This is a genomic window from Thermomonospora umbrina (genome assembly GCF_003386555.1).
Taxonomy (GTDB): Bacteria; Actinomycetota; Actinomycetes; order Streptosporangiales; family Streptosporangiaceae; genus Thermomonospora; species Thermomonospora umbrina.
Genome location: NZ_QTTT01000001.1, coordinates 6,423,099 through 6,448,585 on the forward strand (window position 1 = coordinate 6,423,099; position 25,487 = coordinate 6,448,585).

Genomic DNA, 25,487 nt, shown 5'->3' on the forward strand with positions numbered 1-25,487 from the left:
TCTTCGCCGGAGTGCGAGCTGGGGGCCGCGCACTCATGTCCCCGGTGCCGCAGCCGACCGGCGCTGTGCGAGCGGGGTTGGGGCGACGAGCGCAGCACATCGTCTTGCGGCTCTCAGTTCGTCGCTGCGCGCTTGCGGAGCGGTTCTGGTGGACGCGCCTCCCGGCGGGCGGGTTGGTCGCTTCTGGGGGGCGCTCCGCCCCGGAGGTGGCCGTAAGGGCGGTGAGGGGAGCGTCGGGGGGTTCTGGCCGCGGGGGTGTTCCGTGGTTGCTTGCTCGGGCGGGGACTCCGACGGAGGAGGAGTCCCCGCCCGAGCGGTTCAAGGACGGTTAGTAGTACGGACGGTTCATGGATGGTTCGGGTGGAGCTGACGGCGTTACAAACGCCTTTAAACGGCGTTACATCAGCCGTGTAACGCCCCGGGAGGGCGTTACGTACGGAATCTGAAGGCGTTACACCCGGCTGAGTAACACCCTCGAACGGCGTTACGGAGGCCGATGTAACACCCTCCGAGGGCGTTACAGGGAGCGGAGCAACCACCTTGGGGGTGTGACCGTAACGCCTCTCAAGGGTGTTACAGTCTGGCCGCGCGATGCTGGCGGACCGAACGAGCGCCGACGGCTTCGGTCAGGCGGGTCGAAGGACCGGCGAGACATTTGAGGTGGCACCGGGATCTGCTGCGCGTCCTCGCGAAGGCTCCCGGAATCTTGGCCGGTCGCGCCAGGACGTCAGTTACCCGAGGATCCGTCGAGTGCATGTCCGGACCAACTTGCTCGTGGGCTCTGGCGTTCACGGCGAGCTGACATCTACCCTTGCGGTAGCCGCCCCATCGGGGGGTGGTAGGCACTAGTTCCTTTCGGAGGAGCATGATGTTGAGCCGCCTTGCTGAGCAGTTCGCTGCGGAGATCAGCAACCACTATTGGGGCGACGCGCCTTACCGCGCCGATCGGGCCGGGCACCGTCCCGAGGACGACCACCCCAGCCGTCGGCACGAGCCACTGCCTGCCCCGCAAGCCGACAACATCCGCATGAACGTGATGTGGGTGGTCGCGCAGGTGCTGGGATACAACGACCCGAACTTCGACGTGTACGAGTTCGCCGAGGCGTCCGGTGTGGACACGACCACCTCGACCGGGCGCCGTAACCGTGGCATCGAGTACGGGCTCCGTCGGGACGGCGACCGGTACTGCAAGCCAGGGACGCGGGACGTCGACGAGGGCTGAGGTCTGTTGGAGGCTGCCTCATCCCGGTCGGTTTCCGGGGTGGGGCAGCCTTCCCGGTTCGTGGGTATTGACGTTCCGGTCTGTGTGTGAGACCACGTATTGACCGCCCGATAGGAGGTCAACGTGGACACCTACCGCCGCGCCCGGCTCCAACACGTCAAGATGAGGATGCGAGAAGCATCCGTGTTCGTCCTCACCATCGGCATGGTGCTGCTCCTGTCCTTCGGACCAGACGGCTACACCACAGCAACCATCGGCTTCGCTGTCCTCACCACCGCGCTCGTGATCGCTCACGGCCTCATCGCGGAGAAGGCGGTCGTGGACGCCTACTTCGACGCAGGCCGGCTTCACGGGGAAGTGACAGCCGAACTAGAGCGGATCGTCGAAGACCTTCTGGCGGACCCCGCCACCGCGGCTCAGGGGAGACAAGCGGCGGCGAAGATCGAAGCGGCGTGGGGGAGGACACCGGCCGGCGGCAGCCACCCGGCGGGCGAGGCGAGCTAGTCGAGCTCCAGCCGTCGACACCAGTGCGCTCGGCGCCCGCCACCACGGGAGTTCGGTGAGGTATTGACGTTCCGGTCGCGTTGTGGGATCACGTGTTGACCACCCCAAACGGAGGTCAACGTGGACACTCCTCACTACGACCGGCGCACGTGGGTCAAGATCTGGATGCGATCGGCAGCCCTCACCGCCCTCATCATCGGTGTCGGCCTGATCATGATGTCCGCCCGTGACGGCTACACCTTCGCCCACACCGCTTTCGCCGTCCTGGCCGTGGCCGTCATCTGCATCTACGCGATCGGCGCGGAACTCATCATCCGCATGGTCATGGAGACGTCGTGGACGGTGCAGGATCGAACGATCACGAGGGTCGAGGCATCCATGCAGGTCGCTCTGCAGGCGCTGGACAAGATCAAGGCGAACCCCGCGACAGCCGCCCAGGCGGAGCTCGCGCTGGACGAGCTTCGGACAGTGTGGGGAGACGAGGCCGACCACTGGCTCGGCAAGTCCTCGCTGAACTAGGCGACGAACCCGGGCGAACATTCAGGGCACGGGGACTCCACCAACCCGCCGGCGCCGATGCTCACGACAGTCTTCGCCCCGAGACAGACCCTGCATCCAGGGAGGTGCGGATGTCGGGGTTGTCCCACACGGGCAGTGGCTCCGGCGGTGGTCCGGCTGGTTCTGCGGCGGGTTCGTTGTCGTCGCCGACGTACCCGGCGCCGCCACAGAATCGGCAAATCAGTGCGAGTTCGCCGATGCGCTGCTGACCGCTTCCGCCGCACTCCGGGCAATCGAGCCTGTCACTCACGGCTCAGACCTTGCCCGTTCCCTGGCATGTCCCGCATGAGCGCCACTCCTGCCGGGCAGGCCCGTCTCCATTGGAGAGATCATCTTGCCCTTCTGCCCGTTGCAGACGGAGCACGTCTGCCGCTTGCGGGCCCTGCCGGACTCCTGCCCTGCTCCGCCATGGCCCACCTCCGAGACCAGTGTCCATACCCCCACCGACTGTCGCCAGCGTCTGCGTCGCCCCGGCCGACTGCCGCTCCGGTCACATGCGAACCAACGACCGGATCAGTAAGAGTTCATCTCGAAAACACCAAGTAGCCGACACGCATCTAGGCCACGATGATGCCCGGACCTACACTCGGCAGCGAGGGAACAACGATGTCCCCGAACCTCCGCAAGGAGCTTGAGGCCATACGCAAGGAGGCGGTCGGGCGCGGCTGGCGGGTCGAACGTGGCAGCAAGTACTGGAAGATGTACTGCCCCTGCCCAAAGAAGTGCAAAAAGAACATGGCGCTAACGCCCTCGGACCCGAACTATGTGATCAACCTGCTCGGCCAGCTCCGCCGGGCGACATGCTGGAAGGACGGAGAAGCCTGATGACGCACTACCTGGCGGCAGACCTCACGTTCGTCCCCGCAGACCCGGCCCGGGACACCGATGACGAGTTCGACGCGTTCACGGACACCATCGCAGACGAGCTTCTGGAACTCGCAGACGTCGACCCGGGCATCATCGACCCCGACGTCACCGTTCGGATCTCCGACCGCTGGGCGAGTGTGCTGATGGGAATCGAGGCGGACAGCGAGGATGATGCGTTCCGCCTGTTCTCGGCGAATCTGCGCGCCGTGCTGCACGCGGCCGGGGCGGGAACCGCCGCATGGCCGGTGTTCAAGCCGTCAACGAAGGTGCCCGAGGTGCGCCGCGTCCCGGTCACCTGCTCCTGAGCGCCTTCAGCGAACCAACCGCGAGAAAGCTGTGCCCCATCTGGGTCCGCGCATGGTTGTCTGCTCGATATGAGCGGCGACGGCGAACGGCAGCATGAGGTTCCCCTCCCTCCCGACCTGCAGGAGCAGGAGGTGGAGGTGTTCCTCGAGGAAGCTCGTCGACTGCTCGACCACCACTGGCGACGTGCCGACGCCTTCGAACGCAAGGCAGTGGGGGTCCTCGCCTACGTCGGTGTGGTCATCGCTCTGCTGCCGCCGATCGTGCCCGTCGTCTTGGAACTGAAGGGGCCTTCGCGGGCGCTGGGGATCTGGCTCGGCGCCGCGACTGTCGTGCTGCTGGCCGCGAGCGCAGCGACCACGCTGGGCGCTCTCCAGGCGCGCCGCGGCCGCGGCGTCAGCATCGACCAGGTCCGCCGAGCCTGGCTCGAGACGTGCACCCGCCTGACACGGCCACGATCAGCGTCTGACGCCTATCACGCCACTCAGACGCGGCGGGACCTGGTCGAGATGCTGCTGCATGGGACGACGGCAGACGTCAGCCCGGTGCAGTCCATGTCGGATGATGCCGACCGTCGAGGGTCCTGGTTCAGGTGGTGCGTCTGGTGCAATGTCCTCGCGTTCATGTGCATCCTGGCCCTGACGGTCACCACCGCCCTTGGGAGGTTGTAATGAGTTCCGGCCCGCCGAGCCCGCCACCGGATCCTCCGCAGCAGCAGCCGAGGCCACCTCAGCCTCAAACCGAGAAGAGGGGCGATGACCCTCCCGGCACCCGGCGTTGACGTCGTGCCCCGAGTCCGGCCGGCAATGCGGCAAGTGATCGCTCACGCGGTGAACTCTTGGGATTGCCCGTTCCGGCAGGCGCAACATTTGAGACGGCAGGACTGAGAGTTGCTACCGTGTCAATCTGCAAGTGCACATCGGGTACCGGCAGGCCCGTCGACTTCTCCCACACCTTGGACTTGGCGGGCACAGCCGGACCGAAACGATGGAGGGGCGCCCCGACGGTGTCGGGACGCCCCCGGTGCGGCCAGCGGTCAGATAGAGCGTGCTTGCAGGCTCCGGCTCTATCGGCCGCTGGGCCGCCGCCTGCGGCACACGACCACGATTCCCACTACAGCGACCCCCGCGAGGGTCACTGTTGCGGTGGCCGTGAGGCGTGCCCGGCGTGCAGCTCGGCGGGCGTCCCGCCGAGCGTCTCGGATCGTCGTCATTGAACCTCCTCCGGTCGGCTACATGGCTGTGGCCGGAAGGGCAGGTTCCGTGACTGCTCCGTGACAACGCCGACGCTAGTGGTCATGACCGGCGCGTGTCCGGCAGATGACAGAAGTCGCCTGACCTGCGGATACGGGTACTTGCTCCCCGAGTGTCGTTACGCGCCGCCGTGTCCGGATATGCCTGTGATGTGGTGGGGTGGGTCACCCCGCCCAGATGATGCGGAACACCCACACGCGCCGCTCCGTGGTGTCGACGAAGACCAACGCCAGGCCGCTCTGTGCGAAGACGACGTGGCGGACGTTGACGACGCTGGTGGGACGGCTGGTCGCAGGGTCGAAGGGATCCCGGCCGACCGCGCGGAGCGCGTCCACGAGCGCCACGTAGGCATGCTCGGGCACGCCGATGGTCTCCTTCGACGCCGCCGTTCGGTACTCGACCTCGTAGTCCACGCGCCCGACGCTACGGCACGGTCATTGCCCGGCGTGGCGCATTGCGGTCATCTCCTCGAGGGAGATCCCGGGGGATGTGGCGGTTCGTGCCTCGTTGAGTGCCTCTGCGTAGCCGGGTTCGCTCATGGCATGGGCGGCGAGGCTCCATGCGTGGAGGAAGTCCCGAAGTTCTCCGTAGCCCGCCGGCTCGTGTGCGGCGTCGACCTTGGCGCGGTACTGGCTCAGGAAGAAGGCGTGCTCCTGTGCTGGCAGCGCCCGCAAGATGACCAGCGGGTCATGCGGGTCATCGTAGTGCACAGGCTGCGCGCTCATGAGGACAGGTTACACAGTCAGCCATCACTTGTCTCATGTTCAGGTTATGCCACCCTCCAGCCCTCTGACCTGCGCGGACTCTATTCGGGGCCATTGTATTTGATCTCGAAATCGCTCAATACAAATGCAGACCACAGATCTGTCGAAAACGCGATGAGCGCCACAACCTTCCCAGCCCTGCGACTAGGCTCTGACCTGCGACAACACTGCCTAGACCGCCTGTTCCCGGTCGGATTTGAGATCCGCCAGCTCTACCCCATACCCGCCCAGGATCTTCTCGACATCAGCAACGGTGCGGCAGTAGCCAAGGAGGATCCCGTGGCAGCGGACGCGCACGACCTCCTGGCCGTCGAGCCTGATCGCCTCCACATCCCACTTCCCGTGGGCAGTCCACCGCCGCGTCACGCCGCACAGGGTATGTGACCTGCGCGGATGCCGGATTCAGCGGTGGCCGCTGGCCCGGCAGGTGCAGGGAGCCGTCGGAGACGGCGTGTAGCGGTGCTCTCGCATCACCCGCGCGTGCGCCTCCGCGTACAGAGTGCTCCCACGGCACTCGGTGAGGAACCGCGCATCGCTGAGGCTGGGAAGCCGCAGCGCCCACTCGAGCAGGGTTCGCTTGTAAACGTCCTTGGCGGCGTCGAACTCGCGGGCGGCGACCGGGCCCACGATGTCGGCGATGGGGCGGGAATCAACGGCCATCGGTGCTCTTCTCCTCTGGGGAACGCTCGACGACGGGGGTGATGAGATCGCTGCGGACGCGGTGCACCTTCGACATCGCGACCAACGCTCGTGGGCCCGGCGCGTTGACCTCCGACATGCCGTGGTCGGCCGCCTCCGCGCCGGACGCGAACAGCGGGTCGGGCGAGACGTGGTCGATCGTGGCGTGGACGTCTTCACCGGACAGCGTCCCGGTCATGGCGGCGATCCGCAGAGCCAGCAGGTGAGGCCCGTCATGGGTGCCCGCCCACCCGGCGCAGACCCTGGCGGTCTCCGCGTTGCGGCCCGTCGTGTGGCAGACGAACACGCCAGGCGGCTGTTCCATGGTGGGCGCGTCGTAGCGGCGGAGCTTCTCGTACTCCTCAGGCGCCCATACCCCTGACGGAACGTCCCGCCGATATGGGCAGGTGGCGCACGGGCGTCGCGCGGGCGCGCGGATCGTCCCGCGAGGTGCGGCCACGGTGTCTCCCTCCTTCATCGGTCTTCATCTGTGTCGTGGTTCTGGCCGCCGGTTCCGGCCCAGGCGGTGGCTCCGGGACGCGGGGCCTCAGCCCCCGTTCATGTAGGCGGCGAGTTCCTCGGCCACGCTCGGCGCGTCCGGCATGATGCGGCCCGCCCGCAGGAAGCCGTCCTCCAAGATCGTGGTCATCGCGCGGAGTACCACCTTGGGCTCGGGGACGACGCCCAGCCGCAGGTCGGTGTGCATCGTGATCCGCCTCGTGTTCAGCGCCCCGTGCGTCACGACGCCCGCGTCCCAGCCGTGCGTGGGCTGCCACATCAGAGCCAGCCCCCCTCGGCCGCCTTCGTCGGTGAAGGCGTCCGGGATGGAGATCAAAGCGCTCTGATCGTCGATGAAAGGGTCGTCGGCCTGATGGCCGGCCTCTCGGAGTGCGGTGGTGACGGCGGCGGCGTAGCTGCGCACCATTGCCTCGGTGATGTCCATGTCGTCTCCTTCGGGTTGGTCTGGCGTTCCGCCCCGGGCCGGTGCGGGGCACCGGCCCGAGACGCAGCGTCAGAGGTCTCCGGGAGCGTCGGGGTGCGCCGGGCACGGTCCGAAGATGCCGAGCCCGTTATCCGGGTGGACGTGCCATGTGCCCGACAGCGAGCACGCCGTCTCGCGGTCCTCGGCGCATGAGAACACGCAGGTGCACTCTTCGCGCTGGACGTCCTCGGGCTTGCTGGCCGCAGCGGGGAGCCCCTGAGTCTCGGTTGTGGTGTTCACCTTGTCTCCGATCAGGTCGGCGTTGGAAATGGTGGAGCGCTCTGCCGTTCCGCCTCGCCCCGGACGCTGGTTCCGGGGCGAGGCGCATCGTCAGCCGCAGAAGACGGGGAAGTCGAAGGTGATGTCGCCGCCGTTGGCGTCAAGGACGGCGATGTTCCACACCTTGTCCTTGTCGGCCTGCCGGACGACCAGGCGGCCGACCGTCTCGATTCCGGGGCGGGTGAGCTCCCGGGACTGGGTGCCGTGCTCGGTGTCGTACCGGAGCGTGTAGGTGGGGGCGGGGCCGAGGTCAATGCCGGTGCGGTAGCCGGGGATCTGCTCGTGGCACTCCTGCCAGCTCGGGCGGGTGCGGTCGGTGAGGACGTGGGCGACGCCGGTCTCTCCGGTGGCGGTGCCGTAGGCGACGAGGTGGAAGTGCGGCACTGGGGCTCCTTGGGGTGTGGTGTTGCTGATGTAGATCGGGGGCTGGTCAGGCGGCGAGCATCGCGGCGGCGACCCGGTGATAGCAGCGGTGCCGGCCCTTGATGCCAGCCGTGCAGGTGCAGCCCTGCGGCGCGGTGAGGTAGCGGCCGTTGCCGTCGGAGGCAACGACCTGGAAGACGCGCCGACCGCGCAGGGGGAGGATCGCGCGGTCGGCGATGAGCTGGCGGGCCTTGTCGATGGCGGCGGCCTTGGCGTCCTTGACGGCGTCGTCTTGGCGGGTGAGGCGGGCGCACCGGTCGCCCATGCGGCGGGCCACGCTGCGGGGGCTGCGGAGTGTGGCGCGGCAGCGGGTGCAGGTGGCGGTGGGGGTGCGCCTCGTCGTCATGTCCATTACGTTAGGCCCAGTACATTGGGCGTGTCAAGTGAGCTAGGCCCAACGCATCTGGCATTATCGACACATGGCCGCACCCAAGATCACCGACGACCAGCTACGCCGCCTCAAAGCCGACCACGAAGCCGCCCTCGAACGCCTCGAGGAGGAACGCGACGCCAAGCTCCGCGCCGCCCTCGCCGACGGCCGACAGCAGAAGGACCTCGTCACGCTCACCGGCTACACCCGCGAGACCATCCGCCAAGCCCTCAACCCCGACATCAAAGCCGCCGCCAGGAAAGCCGCCGCCGAACGCTACGCCGCCCGAAAGAAGAGATCATCGTGACCGCACAGAAGCCGCACGTTACGCGGGCTGGTCACCGCCCCAAATCCGTGCGACTCGCGACGGTATGGTTCGCCCCCCGCACGCAGACACCTCATGTCATCCGGGACGGCGAGGTGACCGCTGGCTAGGTTCGGGGGCTGGGCGACGGGGCCAGCCGGCGGGTTCATGCCCCGGCCAGCCCCGCACGCTGACCCCCGCCCTTCCAGCGGATAGGTACCGTCGGGCGCAGGCCGGGTCTCCGGGCCGGGGTCAACCGGCCCCTCTCCGAAGCCCCACAAAAGGGCCGCCTGCCTTCGCTCACCTTCGCGTGTTCCCGGTGGGCCGACGAGTAGGTCACTGACCATGACGCGAGGGTGCGACGTTTACGCCCGACGGCAAGCTCATCACCCGGATAAGGGGCCGAGGTCGAACAGCGGGAGCTGCCCCACATCCCCAAGCAGGTACGAATCGATGGTGCGGTCAGCGACCTGCGCGCGCCGCACCCAGCCCGCCGCCATCGCCCGAGTGTTCAAGACGGCCCGGTCGTAGCCGACGCCGTGGTTCTCGCCCTCGCACACGCACCGGCAGACCTCGCCGACTGCCTGGTAGCAGGTGGCGTCGCACTGCCCGACGATGTCGGCGCCGCGCCGGACCGTCAGCAACGCCACCACCGGTCAGCCCTCGCCGATCAGAGCAGGGCCGGCGCACTGGAGAGCGTCGGCCAAGCTCATCGGTTGCCTCCCGGAGCCCGAGTACTCCAGTTCGATCAGGTACATGCCGTGGGCGGCGCGGACCTGCACCCAGAATTGGGCCTCGGCACTGAGGCCGGGGTGGTCCGCGACAAAGGCGGCCTGGTGCTCCTGCCAGCGGGGATCATCGCGGTGAGTGCGAGGCTCAGCGCTGGGCGGCATGGGGTCCGTGCTGGCGGTCATCGGCGGATCTTCCTGTGTGGTCTAGGCGCATGTTCGAGTGAGAGGCTGCGAGGACAGGGTTTGCCGCTGCTCGCAGGGGAGGTTGTCCAATGCCGGAAGATGAACCAGCCATAGCTGTCGCCGGGCTGGAGAAGCGGTTCGGTGACGTCCCGGCGGTGAAGGGCATCAACCTCACCGTGGCGCCGGGGGAGATCTTCGGATTCCTGGGCCCGAACGGCGCCGGCAAGTCCACGACCATCAACATGCTCTGCACCCTGCTGCGACCCAGCGCGGGCACCGCGCGGGTGGCCGGTCACGACGTGGTGCGCGAGCGCGACGACGTGCGTCGCAACATCGGCCTGGTCTTCCAGGACCCCACCCTCGACGGTTACCTCAGCGGCGAGCAGAACCTGCGCTTCCACGCCGAGCTGTACGGGGTGCCGCGCTCGGCGGTCGCGCCGCGGATGCGCCAGGTGCTGGAGATGGTGGGCCTGTGGGAGCGGCGGTCCGACAAGGTCCTCACCTACTCCGGCGGCATGAAGCGCCGGCTCGAGATCGCCCGGGGCCTGCTGCACTCGCCGCGGGTGCTCTTCCTCGACGAGCCCACGGTCGGCCTGGACCCCCAGACCCGCTCGTCCATCTGGGACTACATCCGGGAGCTGCGGGCGGCCGAGGAGATCACGATCTTCCTCACCACCCATTACATGGACGAGGCAGAGAGCGCCGATCGAATCGCGATCATGGACTCCGGGACGATCGTCGCCCTCGACACCCCCGAGGCGCTCAAGGCCGGGGTGGGCGAGGACCGGGTGCAACTGCGGACCGACGACGACGAGGCGGCGATCGTCGCGCTCCGCGAGCGGTTCGGGCTGGAGGCGGTCGTCCGGGAGGGGGCGGTCAACTTCGCGGTGCCCGGCGGCGAGCAGTTCGTGCCCCGGCTGTTCGCCGAGCTGGGCCGGCCGATCCGCTCGGTGAGCGTGTCCCGGCCGTCGCTGGACGACGTGTTCATGAGCTACACCGGGAGAACGATCCGGGACGCCGAGGGATCGGCGAACGCATGGATGCGGATGGCGTCGCGGGGGCGGACGTGAGCAGCGAGGGACATTGCGCGAGGGTGTGCGCATCGCCGCCTCTTCGCAGGTCAGATAGCAGGGAACTAAACGTGTCGAATTCTCACTCGGCCGAGGCGGAGGGTTGCGACCGCATCGCGATCATGGACTCCGGGACGATCGTCGCGCTCGACACCCCCGAGTCGTTGAAGGCGGGGGTCGGTGAGGACAGGGTGCAGATGCAGACCGACGACGACGAGGCCGCCATCGTCGCGCTGCGCGAGCGGTTCGGGCTGGAGGCGGTGATCCGCGAGGGGACGGTCACCTTCTCGGTCGCCGGCGGGGAGGAGTTCGTCCCCAAGCTCTTCGCCGGGTTGGGCCGGCGCATCCGCTCGGTGAACGTCGCGCGCCCCTCGCTCGACGACGTCTTCATGAACTTCACCGGCAAGACGATCAGGGACGCCGAGGGCGGCGCCAACGACTGGATGCGGATGGCGTTCCGCGGGCGGACATGACGACGCCGACGCCGGACGGCGAGCACCCCTTCCGTCACCGAGCGCGGATCGCGGTCCGCAGAAGGGCATGATCATGACCGGGACGAACGCCGAGGTGGTCCGGGTCCGGGTGCCCGAGCGCAGCTACCGGCACGACCTGCGCGCGGTGAAGATCGTCTTCCATCGGGAGCTGCTGCGCTTCGGGTCCGACCGGATGCGGATCGTGTCCGGCCTGGTGCAGCCGGCCCTCTGGCTGCTGGTGATGGGGACGGGGCTGTCCAGCCTGATGTCCGTCGGCGGCGGCGACGTGGACCTCAAGACGTTCATCTTCCCCGGCGTGTGCGCGATGTCGGTGATGTTCACCGCGATGTTCTCGGCCGCGTCGATCGTGTGGGACCGGGAGTTCGGGTTCCTGCGCGAGATGCTGGTGGCGCCGGTCAGCCGGGGCGCCATCGTGGTCGGCAAGTGCCTGGGCGGGGCGTTCGTGGCCACCGCCCAGGGCCTGGTGATCGTCGCGCTGGCCGGCCTCGCGGGCGTGCCCTACGACCCGGTCCTGCTGCTCACGCTGGTGGGGATGCTGTTCCTGGGGGCGTTCGCGCTCACCGCGTTCGGGGTGGCGCTGGCCGCCCGGATCACCAACATGCAGTCGTTCTTCGCCGTCATGCAGATGGCGATGATGCCGATGCTGTTCCTGTCGGGGGCGCTGTACCCGTTGTCGGGCCTGCCGGCGTGGCTGGGCGTGCTCACCAAGCTCAACCCGCTGACGTACGCCGTGGACCCGATGCGGCAGGCCGTCTTCGACCGCCTCGACCTGTCGCCCGAGCTGGAGCGCACCTTCAACGCCGGGATCACCTGGAACGGCTGGCAGGTGCCGGTCTGGCTGGAGCTGGTCATGGTGGTGGGCATGGGGCTGGGGCTGCTCGGCCTGGCGATCTTGCAGTTCCGTCGGGGCGAATGACCCCGCAGGCGCGAGGCGCCCCCCGGACGGATCCGGGGGGCGCCTCGATCGTGCGGAACGATCAGACCGCGAAGTCCAGCAGGGGCATCGCGTTGCTCGGGTGCCGCAGCTTGGACAGCGACTCCTTCTCCAGTTGCCGGATCCGCTCCCGGGTCAGCCCCAGGTGCTTGCCGATCTCGTCCAGCGTGCGGGGCGTGCCGTCGTAGAGCCCGAACCGCATCGACATGATCATCTCCTCGCGCGGGGAGAGGATGCCCAGCGTGCGGCGCAGTTGGTCGGCCATCAACTGGCGGTCGACCATCTCCGACGCCTCGGGGCTGTCGATGTCCTCGATCAGGTCGCCGATCCGGGTCTCGCCGTCCTCCCCGATGGTGGAGTCCAGGCTGATCGGCTGCCGGCTGGTGCGCATCAGCTCGCGGACCTGCTCGGGGCTCTTGTCCAGCTCGGCGGCCAGCTCCTCGGGCGTGGGCTCACGGCCCAGCCGCTGGTGCATGTCGCGCTCGACGCGGCTGAGCTTGCTCAGCATCTCCAGCACGTGCACCGGGAGCCGGATGGTCCGCGCCGAGTCGGCGAACCCGCGCTGGATCGCCTGCCGGATCCACCACATGGCGTAGGTGGAGAACTTGAAGCCCTTGGTGTAGTCGAACTTCTCGACCGCCCGGATCAGCCCCAGGTTGCCCTCCTGGACGACGTCCAGCAGGGACAGGCCCCGGTCGGAGTACTTCTTGGCGACCGACACCACGAGGCGCAGGTTGGCCTCGAGCATGTGGGACTTGGCCCGCGCGCCGTCGGCGACGACCCACTCCAGCGCCTCCCGCGTCTCGGCGGGCAGGCCGGGCTCGTTCTCCAGCTTGTACTCGGCGTACAGGCCGGCCTCGATGCGCTTGGCCAGCTCCACCTCCTGCTCGGCGGTGAGGAGCTGTCGACGCCCGATGGACTTCAGGTAGGTGTGCACCGAGTCGCCCATGGCGCTGGACACGTCGTCCAGGTCGGCCGCGGACTCGCTGCGCTCGGTCTCGACGGCCTCCATCTGGAACGTGCCGTCGTCGGGAGCGTCCGCGGCCTCCGTCGGCAGATCGTCCCCCGTCTCGGCCGCCTTCCCGGCGGCCTTCGTCTTGCGCGTCCTCGCACGGCCGTTCCCGGGGTCGGCGGCCTCGAAGGTCTCGGCGGTCGGGGTCCCGTCCTCGCCGGCCAGGCTCACGCCGGCCTCGGAGATCTCACGCAGGATCGAGCGTCCCTGCGCCGGGCTGATGCCCGCGGCCTCGAAGGCGGCGCGCACCTCGCCGAGGGAGAGGTGACCCTGGGCACGGCCACGCTCCAGAAGGTCGTCGAGCGGTGCGGTCGTCGCCTTCCGGGGCGGAGTCTGTACGGCGGTTCGCGGCATGAGGACACCCCCCTCCCTTCCCTGTGACATACGTGTTCGACGCATACCTCACCTGTGGGCTGGATGCGTTGTCGGTGGTGGTGGTGCGCTCCTGTGCGCATAAGTCGGAACGTCGCAGAGGGGGGTCGTTGTTCCCGAACGGGACGGATGCCCAGGTCAAACCCCACCTTACTTTGTTAAGGCACCGGGCCGGAGATCATGGGAACCGTCGTGGCCGACGGCGCGGAGTAGGGGTGACTTCCGCGAAGAGAGGACCCCATGAACGGACGTGATACGTGTTGACCGCCCCGGCGGACACCGATCCCGTGGCCTCGCCCGAGCCGCCGGGCCGGATCACCGACGCCGGGCTGGTGGAGGAGTCGTGGGCCGTCCCCGAACGGTTCGCCGCCCTCTTCGACCGGCACAGCGACGAGATCCACCGCTACGCCGCCCGGCGAGTCGGGCCGGAGGCGGCCGAGGACGTCGTCGGCGAGACGTTCCTGACGGCCTTCCGCAAACGCCGCACCTACGACGTCGCGCGTCCCGACGCCCGGCCCTGGCTGTACGGCATCGCGAACCTGGCGGTCCGGCAGCAGCGGCGGGCGGAGGCCCGATGGCTGGAGGCGGGCGCGCGGACCCCGGCCCGCGACACCGCCGAGGCGTTCGACGAGCGCAGCGCCGACCGGGTGACCGCCGAACACCTGCAGCCCCGACTGGCCGAGGTGCTGGCGGGGCTGTCGTCCGCCGACCGCGACCTGCTCCTGCTGGTCGCCTGGGCGGACCTGACCTATGAGGAGGCCGCCCAGGCGCTGGCCGTCCCCATCGGCACGGTCCGGTCCCGCCTGCACCGCATCCGCCACAAGGTGCGCCGCGCGTTCGGCGGCACCGACCCCATGGCGCCCCGTGAGGAGCCCCTGACATGACCCACGACGAGATCGACGTCTTCCGAAAGGCCAGGCCCGACGTGCCCCCCTTCGACCCCGATGCCAAGTCCCGCACCCGCGCGAGCCTGCTGGACGCGGCGGTCGCCGAGGCCGGCCCCGTGAACGCCTCGCCCCGGCGCTCGTGGCGCCGCGCGAAGGCGTCCCTGCGGATCGGCGCGGTCGTCGCCGCGACCGCCACCGTCCTGGCCGGCGTCGCCGTGCTGCGGAACGCCGGCGAGTCCGGCGGCATCGCCGCGCCCCCCACCGTACGGATCTCCTCGCCGGCCGCGGAGAACGACCGGCCGCGCCCCGACCAGTGGTCGTACATCAAGGGCCTCTCCGTCGGCTCGTCCGGGGGGGTGGGCGGGTTCCTGTTCGGCAAGCCCGACAAGCGCATCCCGTTCGAGCGCTGGGTCAGCGTCGACGGCAAACGGACGGCGAGCTACCAGAAGGGCCGCCTGGTGGTGCAGGGCACCGGGTCGGTGGCGGGCATGTCGCCGCCCAGCGGGTATCCGTTCCTGCTGGCGCTGCCGACCGACCCCACCGCTCTGCTCGCCCGCCTCGACCAGGTGATCGACCGGGAGGGCGGGGAGGCCCCGAACGCGGAGGCGAGGGCGAGCCGCGCCTTCACCATCATGGAGATCTGGCTGCGCGAGGTCGCCCTGCCCTCCGATCTGCGCAGGGGGATGTACGAGGCCCTGCGGAGGATCCCCGGCGTCAAGTTCGAGGGCCGGGCCGCCGACGTCGCCGGCCGGCCGGGTGTGACGTTCTACCGCATCGAGGAGGGCTATCTCCGCAGCGAGATCCTGATGAACCCCACCACCCACGAGTACATGGGGTACCGCAGCATCGCCATCCGCGACCACGTCAGCCGGGGCACGGACAGTACGCGGTCCATCAAGAAGGGCCACGTGATGGGCTGGGGCGCGGTCACCCGGGCCGCCATCGTCGACGAGCAGGGCCGGCGCCCCTGACCCCGGCGTCGAGGCGGCGGAGGACGCCGGCGCCGAGACGTACATGGCGGCATTTCAGCAGCCCGCCTCTTACGACACGGCGCGTGCCCTGGCTCTACGGGATCGCCACGAATCTCATGGGCCGCCACCGCCGGGCAGAGGTGAGTCTCGACCGCGTCGTCGGAGCCGGTGGACCCGCCGGCGGGAACGTGCCGTCCTCGACGGCCGGGATCCGGACCGAGTACGTGGACGCGATGCCCCCGGTGGCCCCCGGCATCGTTCCCGGCGGCTGCGAGCGTTGAGGGGCGGCCCGGCCGTCAAGCGCCGGGGGTGCGGGCTTCCCGGAGAGCCTGGCGGTCGGGCTTGCCCGAGGGGAGCAAAGGGATGGCCTCGACCAGGTCCAGCTCACGGGGCGCCGCGTGGGCCGGGAGGGTGTCGCGGACCCAGGCGCGCAGATCGGTGAGGGTGGGCGGGTCGCCGGCGGGGACGATCACCGCGGTGACCCGCTCGCCCCATTCGGGGTCCGGGCGGCCCACGACGGCCACGTCCTTGACCTGGGGGTGGCGGGCCAGGACGGCGGCGACCTCGGTGGCCAGGATCTTCTCGCCGCCGGTGTTGACGACGTCGTCGACCCGCCCGAGCACGCGCAGTCGGTCGTCCTCGACGACGCCGAGATCCCGGGTGAGGAACCAGTCGCCGTCCCGGACGTCGGCGGTCGCCTGCGGCCGGAGCCGGTAGCCGGAGAACAGCACCGGCCCCGCGAGCCGGATCCGTCCGTCGTCGCCGATGTCCGCGCGGACGCCGCCGAGGGGCACACCTTCGTACACGCAGCCGCCGCTGGTCTCGCTCATCCCGTACGTGGTGAAGATCCGCGCGCCGCGTTCGCGGGCCTCGGTGAGCAGGGCGGGGGAGGCGGCGGCGCCGCCGAGCACGATCGTTCCGAGCCGGGCCGGGTCCACGCCCGCGTCCAGCAGCCGTCGCAATTGGGTGGGGACCAGGCCCATGTGCCGTTCGGGGACCGAGGCTACGGCGTCCACGTCGAACTTCGGCTGGATCACCGGCTCGGTTCCGGCGAGCAGCGAGCGCACCAGTACCTGGATCCCGCCGATGTGGCTGGTGGGCAGGCAGCACAGCCAGCCGTCGCCGGGCGCGGCCCCGATGCGGTCGAGGGTCGCGGCGGCCGAGTGCCGTAGCGCCGCCGCCGACAGCTCCACCATCTTGGGGGCGCCGGTGGACCCGGACGTGGCGATCAGCACGGCGGTGCCGGGATCGGTCGGGATCCCCGTCACGGGAACGCGGGCGCTGCGCGGCCGGTGCGGGACGACGCCGTCGGCGGTCTCCACGGCGGCTGGGGCGAGCGCGTCCACCATCGCGTCCAGGGCGGGGCGCGGCAGGTCGGGGGAGAGGGGGCAGATCGCGGGTCCGTCGCCGTCCAACGCGGCCGCCAGCGCCCGGAACAGCCGGGGGCCGGGCGGCAGGACGAGGGCGTGCACCGGACGGTCCATGGTCGGCCCAGCTTAGACGACCCCGCTGAACGCGTTCGAAACCGAGGGGCGGTTGAATGGACGCGGCCGGCCCGCGCGGTGCCGGGGGATGAGAGGGAATTCATGGTCTCAGAGCTGTTCGACCCGGACGCGTGGAAGGAAGTCGAGGGCTTCGACTTCACCGACATCACCTATCACCGGGCGGTCGACCAGGGCACCGTCCGCATCGCCTTCTCCCGGCCCGAGGTGCGCAACGCGTTCCGCCCCCACACCGTCGACGAGCTCTACCGCGCCCTCGACCACGCCCGCATGTCGAGCGACGTCGGATGCGTGCTGCTGACCGGGAACGGACCCTCGCCCAAGGACGGCGGCTGGGCGTTCTGCTCCGGCGGCGACCAGCGGATCCGGGGCCGGGACGGCTACCGGTACGCCGACGGCGAGACGAGCGAGTCCATCGACCCGGCCCGCTCGGGGCGGCTGCACATCCTGGAGGTGCAGCGGCTCATCCGCTTCATGCCCAAGGTCGTCGTCTGCGTGGTGCCCGGCTGGGCGGCGGGCGGCGGGCACAGCCTGCACGTGGTGGCCGATCTCACCCTCGCGAGCCGCGAGCACGCCCGCTTCAAGCAGACCGACGCCGACGTGGCCAGCTTCGACGGCGGGTTCGGGTCGGCGTACCTGGCCCGCCAGGTGGGCCAGAAGTTCGCCCGGGAGATCTTCTTCCTCGGCGACGAGTACGACGCCGAGGCCGCCCACCGGATGGGCATGGTCAACGCCGTCGTCCCGCACGCGGAACTGGAGCGCACCGCACTGGAGTGGGCCCGTAAGATCAACGGCAAGAGCCCGACGGCGCAGCGGATGCTGAAGTTCTCCTTCAACCTCATCGACGACGGGCTGGTCGGTCAGCAGGTGTTCGCCGGTGAGGCCACCCGGCTGGCCTACATGACCGACGAGGCGGCCGAGGGCCGCGACTCGTTCCTGGAGAAGCGCGACCCCGACTGGTCGCGTTACCCCTGGTATTACTAGGTCGGTACGGGTCGTTAACGGGCGGAAGGGGCCGAACGGGTGCGGGTCTACTCCATCCCGATGCGGACGCGGTTTCGCGGCATCACGCGCCGGGAGGGCGTGCTCATCCACGGCCCCGCCGGGTGGGGGGAGTTCTCCCCGTTCGCCGAGTACGGCCCCCGCGAGTGCGCCCGGTGGCTGGCGGCGGCGCGGGAGGCCGCGTTCGACGGATGGCCGGAGCCGCTGCGCGACGCGATCCCGGTGAACGCGACGATCCCCGCCGTCGATCCGGAGCGCGCGGCCGAGATGACGCGCGCGTCCGGGTGCCGCACGGCGAAGGTGAAGGTCGCCGAACGGGGCATCGAGCCCGACCGGTCCGACACCGAGGACGTGGCCCGGGTCGAGGCGGTGCGCGAGGCGATCGGCCCGGACGGCCGCGTCCGCGTCGACGTCAACGGCGCCTGGGACGTCGACCGCGCCGTCCGGATGATCAAGCGCCTGGACCGGTACGACCTGGAGTACGTCGAGCAGCCCTGCGCCACTCTGGAGGAGTTGGCGCAGGTCCGGCGACGGGTGGACGTGCCGGTGGCGGCCGACGAGTCCATCCGCCGCGCCGAGGACCCCCTGAAGGTGCGGGCCGCCGAGGCCGCCGACATCGCCGTCCTGAAGGTGCAGCCGCTCGGCGGGGTCCGGGCGGCGCTGCGGGTGGCCGAGCAGGCCGGGTTGCCCGTGGTGGTGTCCAGCGCCGTGGAGACGTCGGTGGGCCTGGCGGCGGGCCTGGCGCTGGCGGCGGCGCTGCCGGAGCTGCCGTACGCGTGCGGGTTGGCCACGCTGGCCCTGCTGGAGGGCGACGTCACCGCCGATCCGCTGGTGCCGATCGACGGGGCGATCCCGGTGCGGCGACCCGAGCCCGACCCCGGTCTCATGGCCGCCTACGCGGTGGACGACCGGGGGTGGCGTCGCCGGGTCGCCGACGCCCGGGCCCTGATGGACGCGCCGCAGGTGATCGGAGACGTGCGATGAACCCCGCGACCGCGCTGGCCACGGTGCTGGTCGACGAGCTGCTCCGCTGCGGCATGACCGACGTGGTGCTGGCCCCCGGGTCGCGTTCGGCGCCGCTGGCGCTGGCCCTGCACGCCGTCGCGAAGGTGGGTCGGCTGCGGCTGCACGTCCGCGTCGACGAACGGTCCGCGTCGTTCCTGGCGTTGGGGCTGGCCAAGCGGTCGGGCCGGCCGGTGGCGCTGGTCTGCACGTCCGGGACGGCGGCGGCCAACTTCCATCCGGCGGTGATCGAGGCCCACCAGTCCGGGGTCCCGCTGCTGGTGCTGACCGCCGACCGGCCGCCGGAGCTGCGCGACACGGGCGCCAACCAGACCATCGACCAGATGCGGCTGTACGGCACGGCGGTCCGCTGGAGCTGCGAGATCGGGGTGCCGGAGGACCGGCCGGGCATGGTGGCCTACTGGCGGTCGCTGGTGAGCCGGGCGTGGGGGCTGGCCCTGGCGCCCTCGCCGGGTCCGGTGCATCTCAACGCGGCGTTCCGGGAGCCGCTGATCCCCGACGGCGACGAGTCGTGGTGCGAGCCGCTCGACGGCGACGCGACCGGCGCGTGGACCCGCGTGCGCGCGGCGACCCCGGGCTCGGTGCTGCACGTGCCGCCGACGCGGCGCGGCGTCCTGATCGTGGGGGACGGGGCGGCCAACGTGAAGCGGTACGTGGCGGCGGCGTCCATGGCGGGCTGGCCGGTGCTCGCCGAGCCCAGCGGCAACGCCCGCTACGGCGACCACGCCCTCTCGTCCCATCACTTCCTGCTGGGCACTCCGGAGTTCGTCGAACGGCACCGGCCCGAGGTGGTCGTGACGCTCGGCAAGCCGGGGCTGTCACGGCCGCTGATGGGGCTGCTGCGGCGTGCCGAGGAGCACATCGTGGTGGGCCCGGACCTGACGCGCTGGCCCGATCCGGTCCGCTCGGCGACCCAGGTCGCGCAGGACGTGGAGATCCCGGTGGTGTCCGGAGACGACGGCTGGCTGCGGTCGTGGCGGACGGCGGACCTGGCGGCCACCCGGGCGGTGGACGCGGTGCTGGACGCCGACGACGAGGTGACCGAGCCCCGGCTGGCCCGCGACCTGGTCGCGTCGATGCCGGGCGGGTCGCTGCTGTTCTGCGCCGCGAGCATGCCCATCCGGGACCTGGACCAGACGATGCGGCCCCGGCGCGGCATCCGGATCCTGGCCAACCGGGGGGCCAGCGGCATCGACGGGCTGGTCTCCACCGCGATGGGCGCGGCGCTGGCGCACAGCGGCCGGTCGTACGCGCTGCTGGGCGACCTGTCGTTCCTGCACGATCAGAACGGGTTGATCCTGGGCCCGGAGGAGCCCCGGCCCGACCTGGCGATCGTGGTGGTCAACAACCGGGGCGGCGGGATCTTCTCGCTGCTGCCGCAGGCCGCGCTGGAGGATCCGTTCGAGCGCGTCTTCGGGACCCCGCACGACGTCGACCTGGCCTATGTGGCGGGGGCGCACCGGCTGCCGTACACGCTGCTGGAGTCGGCGGCGGACCTGCCGAAGGCCATCTCGGGGCAGGGGCTGCGGATCGTGGAGGCGCGCACCGAGCGGGAGGGCAACGCCGCGCTGCACGCCCGGATGCGCCGCGCCGCCCAAGAGGCGGTCCGCGCGGTCCTCGGCGTGCAGGACCGCCGTACCTGATCTACAACGTAAAGGCCGCCCGCCGGGCGCGGATCCGCGTCGCTCAGCCGGCGCCGAGCAGTCTGGTCCGCAGGGCCTCGGTGTCGGCGTCGGTCCAGCCGTGGGCGCCCAGCCAGCCGAGCGACCCGTCGAACCGCTCGTCCAGCGCGGCCAGGAACTTCTCCATGATCGACGCCTCGGGGCGGTGGCTGTCGGCGGGCCGGGAGTCCAGGTCGGCGGCGTAGGTCTCACTGGCCCGCAGCCGCGCGAGCACGGCCTCCAGCCGTTCGCCGGTCTGGGCGTAGTCGGCGACGATCTCCTCGCGGCGCACCCCGACGACGTCCAGCGCCAGCGCGCACACCACGCCGGTGCGGTCCTTGCCCGCCGCGCAGTGCACCAGCGCGGCGCCGCCCGTACGGGCCATGACGCGCAGCGCGGAGACGATCGAGTCGGGACGGTCGGCGAGGTAGCCCAGGTAGTGGCCGACGGAACGGTCGAGCTCGGGCCCGTGGTCCTCCCGGGACGTCCAGGGCAGCGCGTTGTCGACGTCGACCCGGTCGCCCTCGTCGGGGAGGTCGGCGGCGACGTCGGTGTGCAGGCCGCCCTCGGCGAACAGGGACAGGTGGTGCAGGGTCACCGCCAGCACGCGGGTCAGCGGCCCAGGGCCCTCCAGGCGCACCTCGGCCGCGCTGCGCAGGTCGATGACGTCGGTGACATGGAATTGACCCAGCAGGATCCGCTGGTCGGCGTGGGTCAGCGCCTGCAGGTTGTCGGACCGCAACACTCTGCCGAACCGTGTGGTCCGCCCGTCGACCGTGGCCAGCCCGCCGAGATCGCGAACATTGACCGCCCCGTCCAGCTCCACCCATCGTGTCTGCTCGCTCATCGCCCTACACCCTATATGCCGGATGTGTACCGATCCTCGTGCAGGGTCGGACGCCGGGTGCCGCCGCTGGTCGCCGGCGGGTATGGCGGTGCCGTCTCGGGCCCCGCGTGGTCGGCCGGACCGGTGTGGTCGCGGTCGTGCGTCAGCGTCGACGGCCGGGAGTGTCGGTGCGTTCGGCGGTGACATCGGTGATGAACGACGCCATCAGCGCGGCGCACTCGGGTGCGTGGGTTTCCAGGAGGAGGTGGCCGGCGTCGTAGATGTGCATCTCCAGCCGGTCGAGGGCTCGTGTGTAGGCCATGATCTCGTGCAGGTCGAAGAACGGATCGTGGCGGCCCCAGAGCAGCAGGCCGGGGGGCTGGTGCGTTCGGTGGTAGTCGGCCAGCTCTTCGAAGCGTGCGACGTGGGCGGCGTAGTCGCGGAACAACCGGAACTGGGCCTCGATGTTGCCCGGCCGTGACATCCGTTCCCAATCCAGGTGCCACGCCTCGGGCGGGTGGAGGCCGCGCACCCGTTCCGGCAGCCCGCCCAGGTATTGGTAGCGCGTTCCCTCGAAGTTCAGCCATGCGGGCAGCCGCGCGCGGTTGGCCTCCGAGGGATCGGCCCAGAACGCCCGTGCGTCGTCCCACTGGTCGCCCAGGCCGTCCTCGTGGGCGTTGCCGTTCTGCACGATGAGCCCGAGGACGCGCTCGGGACGCCGGGTGGCGAGGTGGTAGCCGACCGGTGCGCCGAAGTCGTGCAGGTAGATGAAGCACTCGTCGACGCCGATCCGTTCGAGGAACGCCTCGATGGTGTCGGCCAGGCCGGCGAAGGTGTACTCGTACTCCTCGACGCTCGGCGCGGAGGAGAAGCCGAAGCCGGGCAGGTCGGGGGCGATGACCCGGCTCACCTCGGCCAGCGGCGAGAGCACGTTGCGGAAGGTGTGTGACGAGCTGGGGAAGCCGTGCAGCAGCAGCACGCAGGGTCTGTCCGCCATGCCCGCCTCCCGGTAGAAGATCTCGACTCCGTCCACGTCGAGGGTGCGGTGGCGTGGCTTGTCGGTCACCTGCATCGGTACGGTCTCCTCGGTCGGTCTGCGTCGCGCCGCGCCCGGCGGCGACGATCGGCCGCGTACCCACGCCGTGTGCCCGGTCTCGGCGCAAGAACGCGCACATGCGCCGCGCAGATCGCCCTGGGTCGGGCGGTGGGCCTACTGAGCCGGCGGCTCGGCGAGCGACAGACCGTTGCCGTCCGGGTCCAGCACCTCGACGTGGCGGACGCCGTTGTCATAGGTCTCCACCGGCCCATGGTCGATGCCGTGGGCGGCGAGGCGGGCCAGGATGTCGTCGAGGTCGCTCACACCGAGCGTGATCATGGCCATGCCCACCCGCTCGGCCCGTACCTCGCTGTCGTCGACGACGACCCATGCGTTCTCGCCGACCTGCCACAGGTGCTCTTCACCGATGACCTCGTCCGCGGCACGCCCGAAGAACGCGGCGAACCACTTCAGCGCCTGGGTCCGGTCGCTCACCGACATCACGCTGTACAGGTCCATGCAGATCTCTCCCTCGGTCGTTTCGGAAGGTGGTCCGCTCTCGGGACCGAATCTCATCGCAGGAGGCCGGTACGGGTGTGGCCCGAAACACCCGGTCGCCCTGAGGCCGATCGCGAGCACAGGGAACGGCATCACCGCGGGTCAGGCCGGTTGGACTCTCCGCCAGCGCTGCCGGAGCCCAGGGGAGAGCGGGGGAGCCGCTTCGTGCAGAGCCCGCCGGGGGAGGGGCGTGAGTCCTTCGGACCTGGCATAGGGCAGGGGAGCCCACAGGCGCCGTCGCGACGGCCGGGGCGGGCCGGGGAGGAGGGCCCGATCGTCCATGGACGCCTGGCTCAGGGGACGCCGGTAGTGAGACGCCTTAATGATCTACAATGTAAAGGCCGCCGGCGTTGGCCCCCTCCTCACAGATCAACCACCGAACAAGCCTCAGCCGAGCGAAGAGCCGCCTCGATGATCTCGATGCCGTGGACGGCGTCCATGAAGTCCACGGGCGGGGGAGCCTCACCGCGCAGAGCCCGCGCGGTCGCCAGGTAGAAGTCCTGGTAGGCCCCGGGGCTCGTGGGCACCGTACGGGTGTCGCCCGGTGTGCCGAGTCGACCGTACGACTCCGGCGGGGCCTGTCCCCACCCGTCGTCGAGCGGTGTGCGACCGGCGCGCAGGGCGTCCTCCTGTCCGTCCAGCCCGTACGTCACGTAGGAGGCGCGGCTGCCGAGGGCGCGGAAGCGGGGGCCGAGGTCGGCGGCGGTGGCGCTCATCCAGAGGTGGGTGCGGACGCCGCCGGCGTGCTCGAGGGCGACGAAGGCGTCGTCGTGGGTCTGGGCGTCGGGGCGGCGGATGTCGAGTTCGGCGTAGACGCGGTCGGGGCGTCCGAAGAGGACGAGGGCCTGGTCGATGAGGTGGGGTCCGAGGTCGTACAGGATGCTGCCGGCGTCCCGGGGGTCGGCGCTCTCCTTCCAGCCGGGTTTGATCGTGGGCCGCCAACGTTCGAAGCGGGATTCCAGGCGCTGGACGTCGCCGAGGTCGCCGTCGTGGACGAGCCGTCGCAGGGTGCGGAAGTCGCCGTCCCAGCGGCGGTTGTGGAACGGGATGGCGGCGAGTCCGCGTGCGTCGGCGAGTGCGGCCAGGTCGTGGGCCTGGGCGGCGGTGACGGCGACGGGTTTGTCGATGACGACGGGGAGTCCGGCGTGCAGGGCCTCCCGGGCGAGGGGGACGTGTCGTCGGTTGGGTGCGGTGATGACGACGAGGTCGTAGGAGGCGGCGGTGTCCCAGAGTCGTGCGGTGGTGTCGAGGATCCGTGTGTCGGGGTGGCGGTCGTGGACGGCTTGTCGTCGTTGCGGGTTGCCGGTGACGACGGCGGACAGGGTGAGGTCGGGGACGGAGTCGATGAGCGGGGCGTGGAAGACCGCGCCTCCGGTTCCGTAGCCGATGAGTGCGACGCGTAGTGCCATGGGCTGTTCCTTGCCGGTCTGCGGCGTGGGATGCCCGGTGGAGCGGGTCGGTGGTCAGCCTTGGAACGCGTCCTGCATGGCGCGGAACTTGGCCTGGGCTTCGGCGAGTTCGGCGGCGGGGTCGGAGTCGGCGACGATGCCGCAGCCGGCGAAGAGGCGGGCGCGGGTGGGGTCGGCCTTGTCGAGTTCGGCGCAGCGGAGGGCGATGCCCCATTCGCCGTCGCCGCGGGCGTCGATCCAGCCGACGGGGCCGGCGTAGCGGCCGCGGTCCATGGCCTCGAGTTCGCGGATGAGGTCGAGGGCGGGGCCGGTGGGGGTGCCGCAGACGGCGGGGGTGGGGTGGAGGGCGGCGAGGACGTCGAGGACGGAGCGTTCCCGGTCGAGGGTGCCGTGGACGGGGGAGGCGAGGTGGATGACGTTGGGGAGGGTGAGGATCTCGGGGTGGTCGGGGATGCGGAGGTCGGCGCAGAGGGGGGTGAGGGCGTCGCGGACCATGTCGGCGGCGTAGGCGTGTTCTTCGCGGTCCTTGGGGGAGTGGTAGAGGCGCTGGGCGCGGGTGTGGTCGTCGGTGGGGGTGGCGCCGCGGGGGGTGGTGCCGGCGAGGACGAGGGAGTCGATGTGGTCGTCGGTGCGGCGGATGAGGAGTTCGGGGGTGGCTCCGATGAGGCCGTCGACGGCGAAGGTGAAGCAGCCGGGGTAGCGGGTGGCGAGGCGGTCGAGGAGGACTCGGGCGTCGATGGGTTCGGCGGCTTGGACGTTGAGGTCGCGGGCGAGGACGGTTTTGCCGAGGCGTCCGTGGCGGATGCGTTCGACGGCGTGGGCGACGGCTTGTTGCCAGGCGGGGGCGGTGAGGGTGCCGTCGCTCCATTGGAGGTGGGTGGGGGGTGTGGGGGGGTGTGCGAGGGCGAGGGGGTCGGCGGTGTGGTGGCGGGGGCCGATGGTGGTGAGCCAGGCTTGTCCGTCGCGGCGGCCGAGGATGCGGCGGGGGACGATGAGGACGGAATCGTCGGAGGCGGGGTCGAAGGCGAAGCTGCCGAAGGCGACGGGGCCGGTGCCGGGGAGGGCGAGGGGGTCGTCGATGTCGGTTTCGGCGAAGAGTTCGCGGAGGTGGTGGTCGGCGCGGGTGAAGCGGTCGGGGCCTGCGGGGATGGTGATGCGGGCGGCTTCGCCCCAGGCGACGATGCCTTGGCCGTGGTGGATCCAGGCGAGGGCTTGGGGGTGGGGTAGGCGTGCGGGCAGGTCGCCGGGGTCGGGGACCGGGACGGTTCGGACGGTCAGTGGGTCCGGGGTGTGCGCCGCGAGCTTCACG

The 25,487-nt window shown here is 70.5% G+C and carries 33 protein-coding genes; 16 read left to right on the forward strand and 17 right to left on the reverse strand.

Annotation, left to right across the window (positions count from 1 at the left end; all coding sequences use genetic code 11):
• The first annotated feature begins 871 nt into the window (after window positions 1-871).
• The 6 genes from DFJ69_RS33900 to DFJ69_RS29010 all read left to right on the forward strand — a co-directional run bounded on the left by DFJ69_RS33900 (window position 872) and on the right by DFJ69_RS29010 (window position 4,125).
• Window positions 872-1,222 carry a hypothetical protein gene (locus DFJ69_RS33900; protein ID WP_147312453.1) on the forward strand — a complete coding sequence of 117 codons (351 nt, stop codon included), beginning with the start codon at window positions 872-874 and terminating at the stop codon, window positions 1,220-1,222.
• Window positions 1,223-1,345: 123 nt separating this feature from the next.
• Window positions 1,346-1,726 (forward strand): hypothetical protein, encoded by a 381-nt coding sequence (locus DFJ69_RS28990; protein ID WP_116025525.1) that lies wholly within the window; start codon window positions 1,346-1,348, stop codon window positions 1,724-1,726.
• 120 nt (window positions 1,727-1,846) lie between these two features.
• Window positions 1,847-2,245, forward strand: a complete 399-nt coding sequence (locus DFJ69_RS28995) for a hypothetical protein (protein ID WP_116025526.1) — start codon at window positions 1,847-1,849, stop codon at window positions 2,243-2,245.
• Between the two features lie 645 nt (window positions 2,246-2,890).
• The gene (locus DFJ69_RS29000) at window positions 2,891-3,109 is read left to right on the forward strand and encodes a hypothetical protein (RefSeq protein ID WP_116025527.1); all 219 of its coding nucleotides are present in this window, start codon (window positions 2,891-2,893) and stop codon (window positions 3,107-3,109) included.
• Window positions 3,109-3,456 (forward strand): hypothetical protein, encoded by a 348-nt coding sequence (locus DFJ69_RS29005; protein WP_245974623.1) that lies wholly within the window; start codon window positions 3,109-3,111, stop codon window positions 3,454-3,456. The genes DFJ69_RS29000 and DFJ69_RS29005 overlap by 1 nt, the downstream gene beginning before the upstream one ends.
• Before the next feature lie 69 nt (window positions 3,457-3,525).
• The gene (locus DFJ69_RS29010) at window positions 3,526-4,125 is read left to right on the forward strand and encodes a Pycsar system effector family protein (RefSeq protein ID WP_147312454.1); all 600 of its coding nucleotides are present in this window, start codon (window positions 3,526-3,528) and stop codon (window positions 4,123-4,125) included.
• Between the two features lie 746 nt (window positions 4,126-4,871).
• Here DFJ69_RS29010 and DFJ69_RS29015 read toward each other — a convergent pair.
• From DFJ69_RS29015 to DFJ69_RS29050, 8 genes are all read right to left on the reverse strand, one after another.
• On the reverse strand, window positions 4,872-5,120 hold the full coding sequence (locus tag DFJ69_RS29015; RefSeq protein WP_116025529.1) for a hypothetical protein: 249 nt from the start codon (window positions 5,118-5,120) through the stop codon (window positions 4,872-4,874).
• Between the two features lie 21 nt (window positions 5,121-5,141).
• Window positions 5,142-5,432 (reverse strand): DUF6247 family protein, encoded by a 291-nt coding sequence (locus DFJ69_RS29020; RefSeq protein ID WP_116025530.1) that lies wholly within the window; start codon window positions 5,430-5,432, stop codon window positions 5,142-5,144.
• Window positions 5,433-5,642: 210 nt separating this feature from the next.
• Complete coding sequence (locus DFJ69_RS33905; RefSeq protein WP_147312455.1) at window positions 5,643-5,837, reverse strand: hypothetical protein; 195 nt, start codon at window positions 5,835-5,837, stop codon at window positions 5,643-5,645.
• Window positions 5,838-5,873: 36 nt separating this feature from the next.
• Window positions 5,874-6,131: a hypothetical protein gene (locus tag DFJ69_RS29025; protein WP_116025531.1), complete on the reverse strand. Its 258-nt coding sequence runs from the start codon at window positions 6,129-6,131 to the stop codon at window positions 5,874-5,876.
• Window positions 6,121-6,609 (reverse strand): DUF6283 family protein, encoded by a 489-nt coding sequence (locus tag DFJ69_RS29030; RefSeq protein ID WP_211328836.1) that lies wholly within the window; start codon window positions 6,607-6,609, stop codon window positions 6,121-6,123. The genes DFJ69_RS29025 and DFJ69_RS29030 overlap by 11 nt, the downstream gene beginning before the upstream one ends.
• An 87-nt stretch (window positions 6,610-6,696) precedes the next feature.
• Complete coding sequence (locus tag DFJ69_RS29035; protein ID WP_116025533.1) at window positions 6,697-7,092, reverse strand: DUF6292 family protein; 396 nt, start codon at window positions 7,090-7,092, stop codon at window positions 6,697-6,699.
• 369 nt (window positions 7,093-7,461) lie between these two features.
• A complete protein-coding gene (locus DFJ69_RS29045) occupies window positions 7,462-7,794 on the reverse strand; it encodes a hypothetical protein (protein ID WP_116025535.1) in 333 nt (110 codons plus the stop codon).
• A 46-nt stretch (window positions 7,795-7,840) separates the two neighbouring features.
• The gene (locus DFJ69_RS29050) at window positions 7,841-8,179 is read right to left on the reverse strand and encodes a hypothetical protein (protein WP_147312456.1); all 339 of its coding nucleotides are present in this window, start codon (window positions 8,177-8,179) and stop codon (window positions 7,841-7,843) included.
• Between the two features lie 73 nt (window positions 8,180-8,252).
• Here DFJ69_RS29050 and DFJ69_RS29055 point away from each other — a divergent pair, with 73 nt between their 5' ends.
• Window positions 8,253-8,510: a hypothetical protein gene (locus DFJ69_RS29055; RefSeq protein WP_116025537.1), complete on the forward strand. Its 258-nt coding sequence runs from the start codon at window positions 8,253-8,255 to the stop codon at window positions 8,508-8,510.
• 383 nt (window positions 8,511-8,893) lie between these two features.
• Here DFJ69_RS29055 and DFJ69_RS29060 read toward each other — a convergent pair whose 3' ends face one another.
• Both DFJ69_RS29060 and DFJ69_RS29065 read right to left on the reverse strand, forming a co-directional pair.
• A complete protein-coding gene (locus tag DFJ69_RS29060) occupies window positions 8,894-9,160 on the reverse strand; it encodes a hypothetical protein (RefSeq protein WP_116025538.1) in 267 nt (88 codons plus the stop codon).
• Between the two features lie 3 nt (window positions 9,161-9,163).
• Window positions 9,164-9,421 (reverse strand): hypothetical protein, encoded by a 258-nt coding sequence (locus DFJ69_RS29065; protein ID WP_116025539.1) that lies wholly within the window; start codon window positions 9,419-9,421, stop codon window positions 9,164-9,166.
• Window positions 9,422-9,510: 89 nt separating this feature from the next.
• Here DFJ69_RS29065 and DFJ69_RS29070 point away from each other — a divergent pair, with 89 nt between their 5' ends.
• From DFJ69_RS29070 to DFJ69_RS29080, 3 genes are all read left to right on the forward strand, one after another.
• Window positions 9,511-10,491: an ATP-binding cassette domain-containing protein gene (locus DFJ69_RS29070; RefSeq protein ID WP_116025540.1), complete on the forward strand. Its 981-nt coding sequence runs from the start codon at window positions 9,511-9,513 to the stop codon at window positions 10,489-10,491.
• 71 nt (window positions 10,492-10,562) lie between these two features.
• Window positions 10,563-10,964 carry an ATP-binding protein DrrA1-3 family domain-containing protein gene (locus DFJ69_RS29075; RefSeq protein ID WP_245974624.1) on the forward strand — a complete coding sequence of 134 codons (402 nt, stop codon included), beginning with the start codon at window positions 10,563-10,565 and terminating at the stop codon, window positions 10,962-10,964.
• A gap of 73 nt (window positions 10,965-11,037) precedes the next feature.
• On the forward strand, window positions 11,038-11,901 hold the full coding sequence (locus DFJ69_RS29080) for an ABC transporter permease (protein ID WP_116026994.1): 864 nt from the start codon (window positions 11,038-11,040) through the stop codon (window positions 11,899-11,901).
• A 61-nt stretch (window positions 11,902-11,962) separates the two neighbouring features.
• On the opposite strand, the gene DFJ69_RS29085 is transcribed toward DFJ69_RS29080, so the two are convergent.
• Entirely contained in the window at window positions 11,963-13,285 is a 1,323-nt protein-coding gene (locus DFJ69_RS29085; RefSeq protein WP_116025542.1) for an RNA polymerase sigma factor, read from the reverse strand.
• Between the two features lie 275 nt (window positions 13,286-13,560).
• Here DFJ69_RS29085 and DFJ69_RS29090 point away from each other — a divergent pair, with 275 nt between their 5' ends.
• The 3 genes from DFJ69_RS29090 (at window position 13,561) to DFJ69_RS29100 (ending at window position 15,442) form a co-directional block, all read left to right on the forward strand.
• A complete protein-coding gene (locus DFJ69_RS29090; protein ID WP_342769888.1) occupies window positions 13,561-14,187 on the forward strand; it encodes an RNA polymerase sigma factor in 627 nt (208 codons plus the stop codon).
• On the forward strand, window positions 14,184-15,161 hold the full coding sequence (locus tag DFJ69_RS29095; protein ID WP_116025543.1) for a CU044_5270 family protein: 978 nt from the start codon (window positions 14,184-14,186) through the stop codon (window positions 15,159-15,161). Before DFJ69_RS29090 ends, DFJ69_RS29095 begins: the two co-directional genes overlap by 4 nt.
• A gap of 83 nt (window positions 15,162-15,244) precedes the next feature.
• Entirely contained in the window at window positions 15,245-15,442 is a 198-nt protein-coding gene (locus tag DFJ69_RS29100) for a hypothetical protein (protein ID WP_116025544.1), read from the forward strand.
• 15 nt (window positions 15,443-15,457) lie between these two features.
• Here DFJ69_RS29100 and DFJ69_RS29105 read toward each other — a convergent pair whose 3' ends face one another.
• Window positions 15,458-16,645, reverse strand: coding sequence for an AMP-binding protein (locus DFJ69_RS29105; protein WP_116025545.1), 1,188 nt, complete (start codon window positions 16,643-16,645; stop codon window positions 15,458-15,460).
• Between the two features lie 102 nt (window positions 16,646-16,747).
• On the opposite strand from DFJ69_RS29105, the gene DFJ69_RS29110 reads away from it, so the two are divergent.
• From DFJ69_RS29110 to menD, 3 genes are read left to right on the forward strand one after another with little or no spacing between them, the layout of a single operon-like run.
• The gene (locus DFJ69_RS29110) at window positions 16,748-17,647 is read left to right on the forward strand and encodes a 1,4-dihydroxy-2-naphthoyl-CoA synthase (RefSeq protein WP_116025546.1); all 900 of its coding nucleotides are present in this window, start codon (window positions 16,748-16,750) and stop codon (window positions 17,645-17,647) included.
• Window positions 17,648-17,686: 39 nt separating this feature from the next.
• Complete coding sequence (locus DFJ69_RS29115) at window positions 17,687-18,649, forward strand: o-succinylbenzoate synthase (protein WP_116025547.1); 963 nt, start codon at window positions 17,687-17,689, stop codon at window positions 18,647-18,649.
• Window positions 18,646-20,331 carry a 2-succinyl-5-enolpyruvyl-6-hydroxy-3-cyclohexene-1-carboxylic-acid synthase gene (menD, locus tag DFJ69_RS29120; RefSeq protein WP_116025548.1) on the forward strand — a complete coding sequence of 562 codons (1,686 nt, stop codon included), beginning with the start codon at window positions 18,646-18,648 and terminating at the stop codon, window positions 20,329-20,331. The genes DFJ69_RS29115 and menD overlap by 4 nt, the downstream gene beginning before the upstream one ends.
• Before the next feature lie 43 nt (window positions 20,332-20,374).
• Here the strand turns inward: menD and DFJ69_RS29125 are convergent, their stop codons facing one another.
• From DFJ69_RS29125 to DFJ69_RS29145, 5 genes are all read right to left on the reverse strand, one after another.
• The gene (locus DFJ69_RS29125) at window positions 20,375-21,196 is read right to left on the reverse strand and encodes a tyrosine-protein phosphatase (protein ID WP_116025549.1); all 822 of its coding nucleotides are present in this window, start codon (window positions 21,194-21,196) and stop codon (window positions 20,375-20,377) included.
• 142 nt (window positions 21,197-21,338) lie between these two features.
• Window positions 21,339-22,247 (reverse strand): alpha/beta fold hydrolase, encoded by a 909-nt coding sequence (locus DFJ69_RS29130; RefSeq protein WP_116025550.1) that lies wholly within the window; start codon window positions 22,245-22,247, stop codon window positions 21,339-21,341.
• 138 nt (window positions 22,248-22,385) lie between these two features.
• A complete protein-coding gene (locus tag DFJ69_RS29135; protein ID WP_116025551.1) occupies window positions 22,386-22,730 on the reverse strand; it encodes a VOC family protein in 345 nt (114 codons plus the stop codon).
• A gap of 401 nt (window positions 22,731-23,131) precedes the next feature.
• Window positions 23,132-24,178 carry a Gfo/Idh/MocA family protein gene (locus DFJ69_RS29140; RefSeq protein WP_116025552.1) on the reverse strand — a complete coding sequence of 349 codons (1,047 nt, stop codon included), beginning with the start codon at window positions 24,176-24,178 and terminating at the stop codon, window positions 23,132-23,134.
• A gap of 54 nt (window positions 24,179-24,232) precedes the next feature.
• Window positions 24,233-25,486 carry an isochorismate synthase gene (locus DFJ69_RS29145; RefSeq protein WP_116026996.1) on the reverse strand — a complete coding sequence of 418 codons (1,254 nt, stop codon included), beginning with the start codon at window positions 25,484-25,486 and terminating at the stop codon, window positions 24,233-24,235.
• Between the last annotated feature and the right edge of the window lies 1 nt (window position 25,487).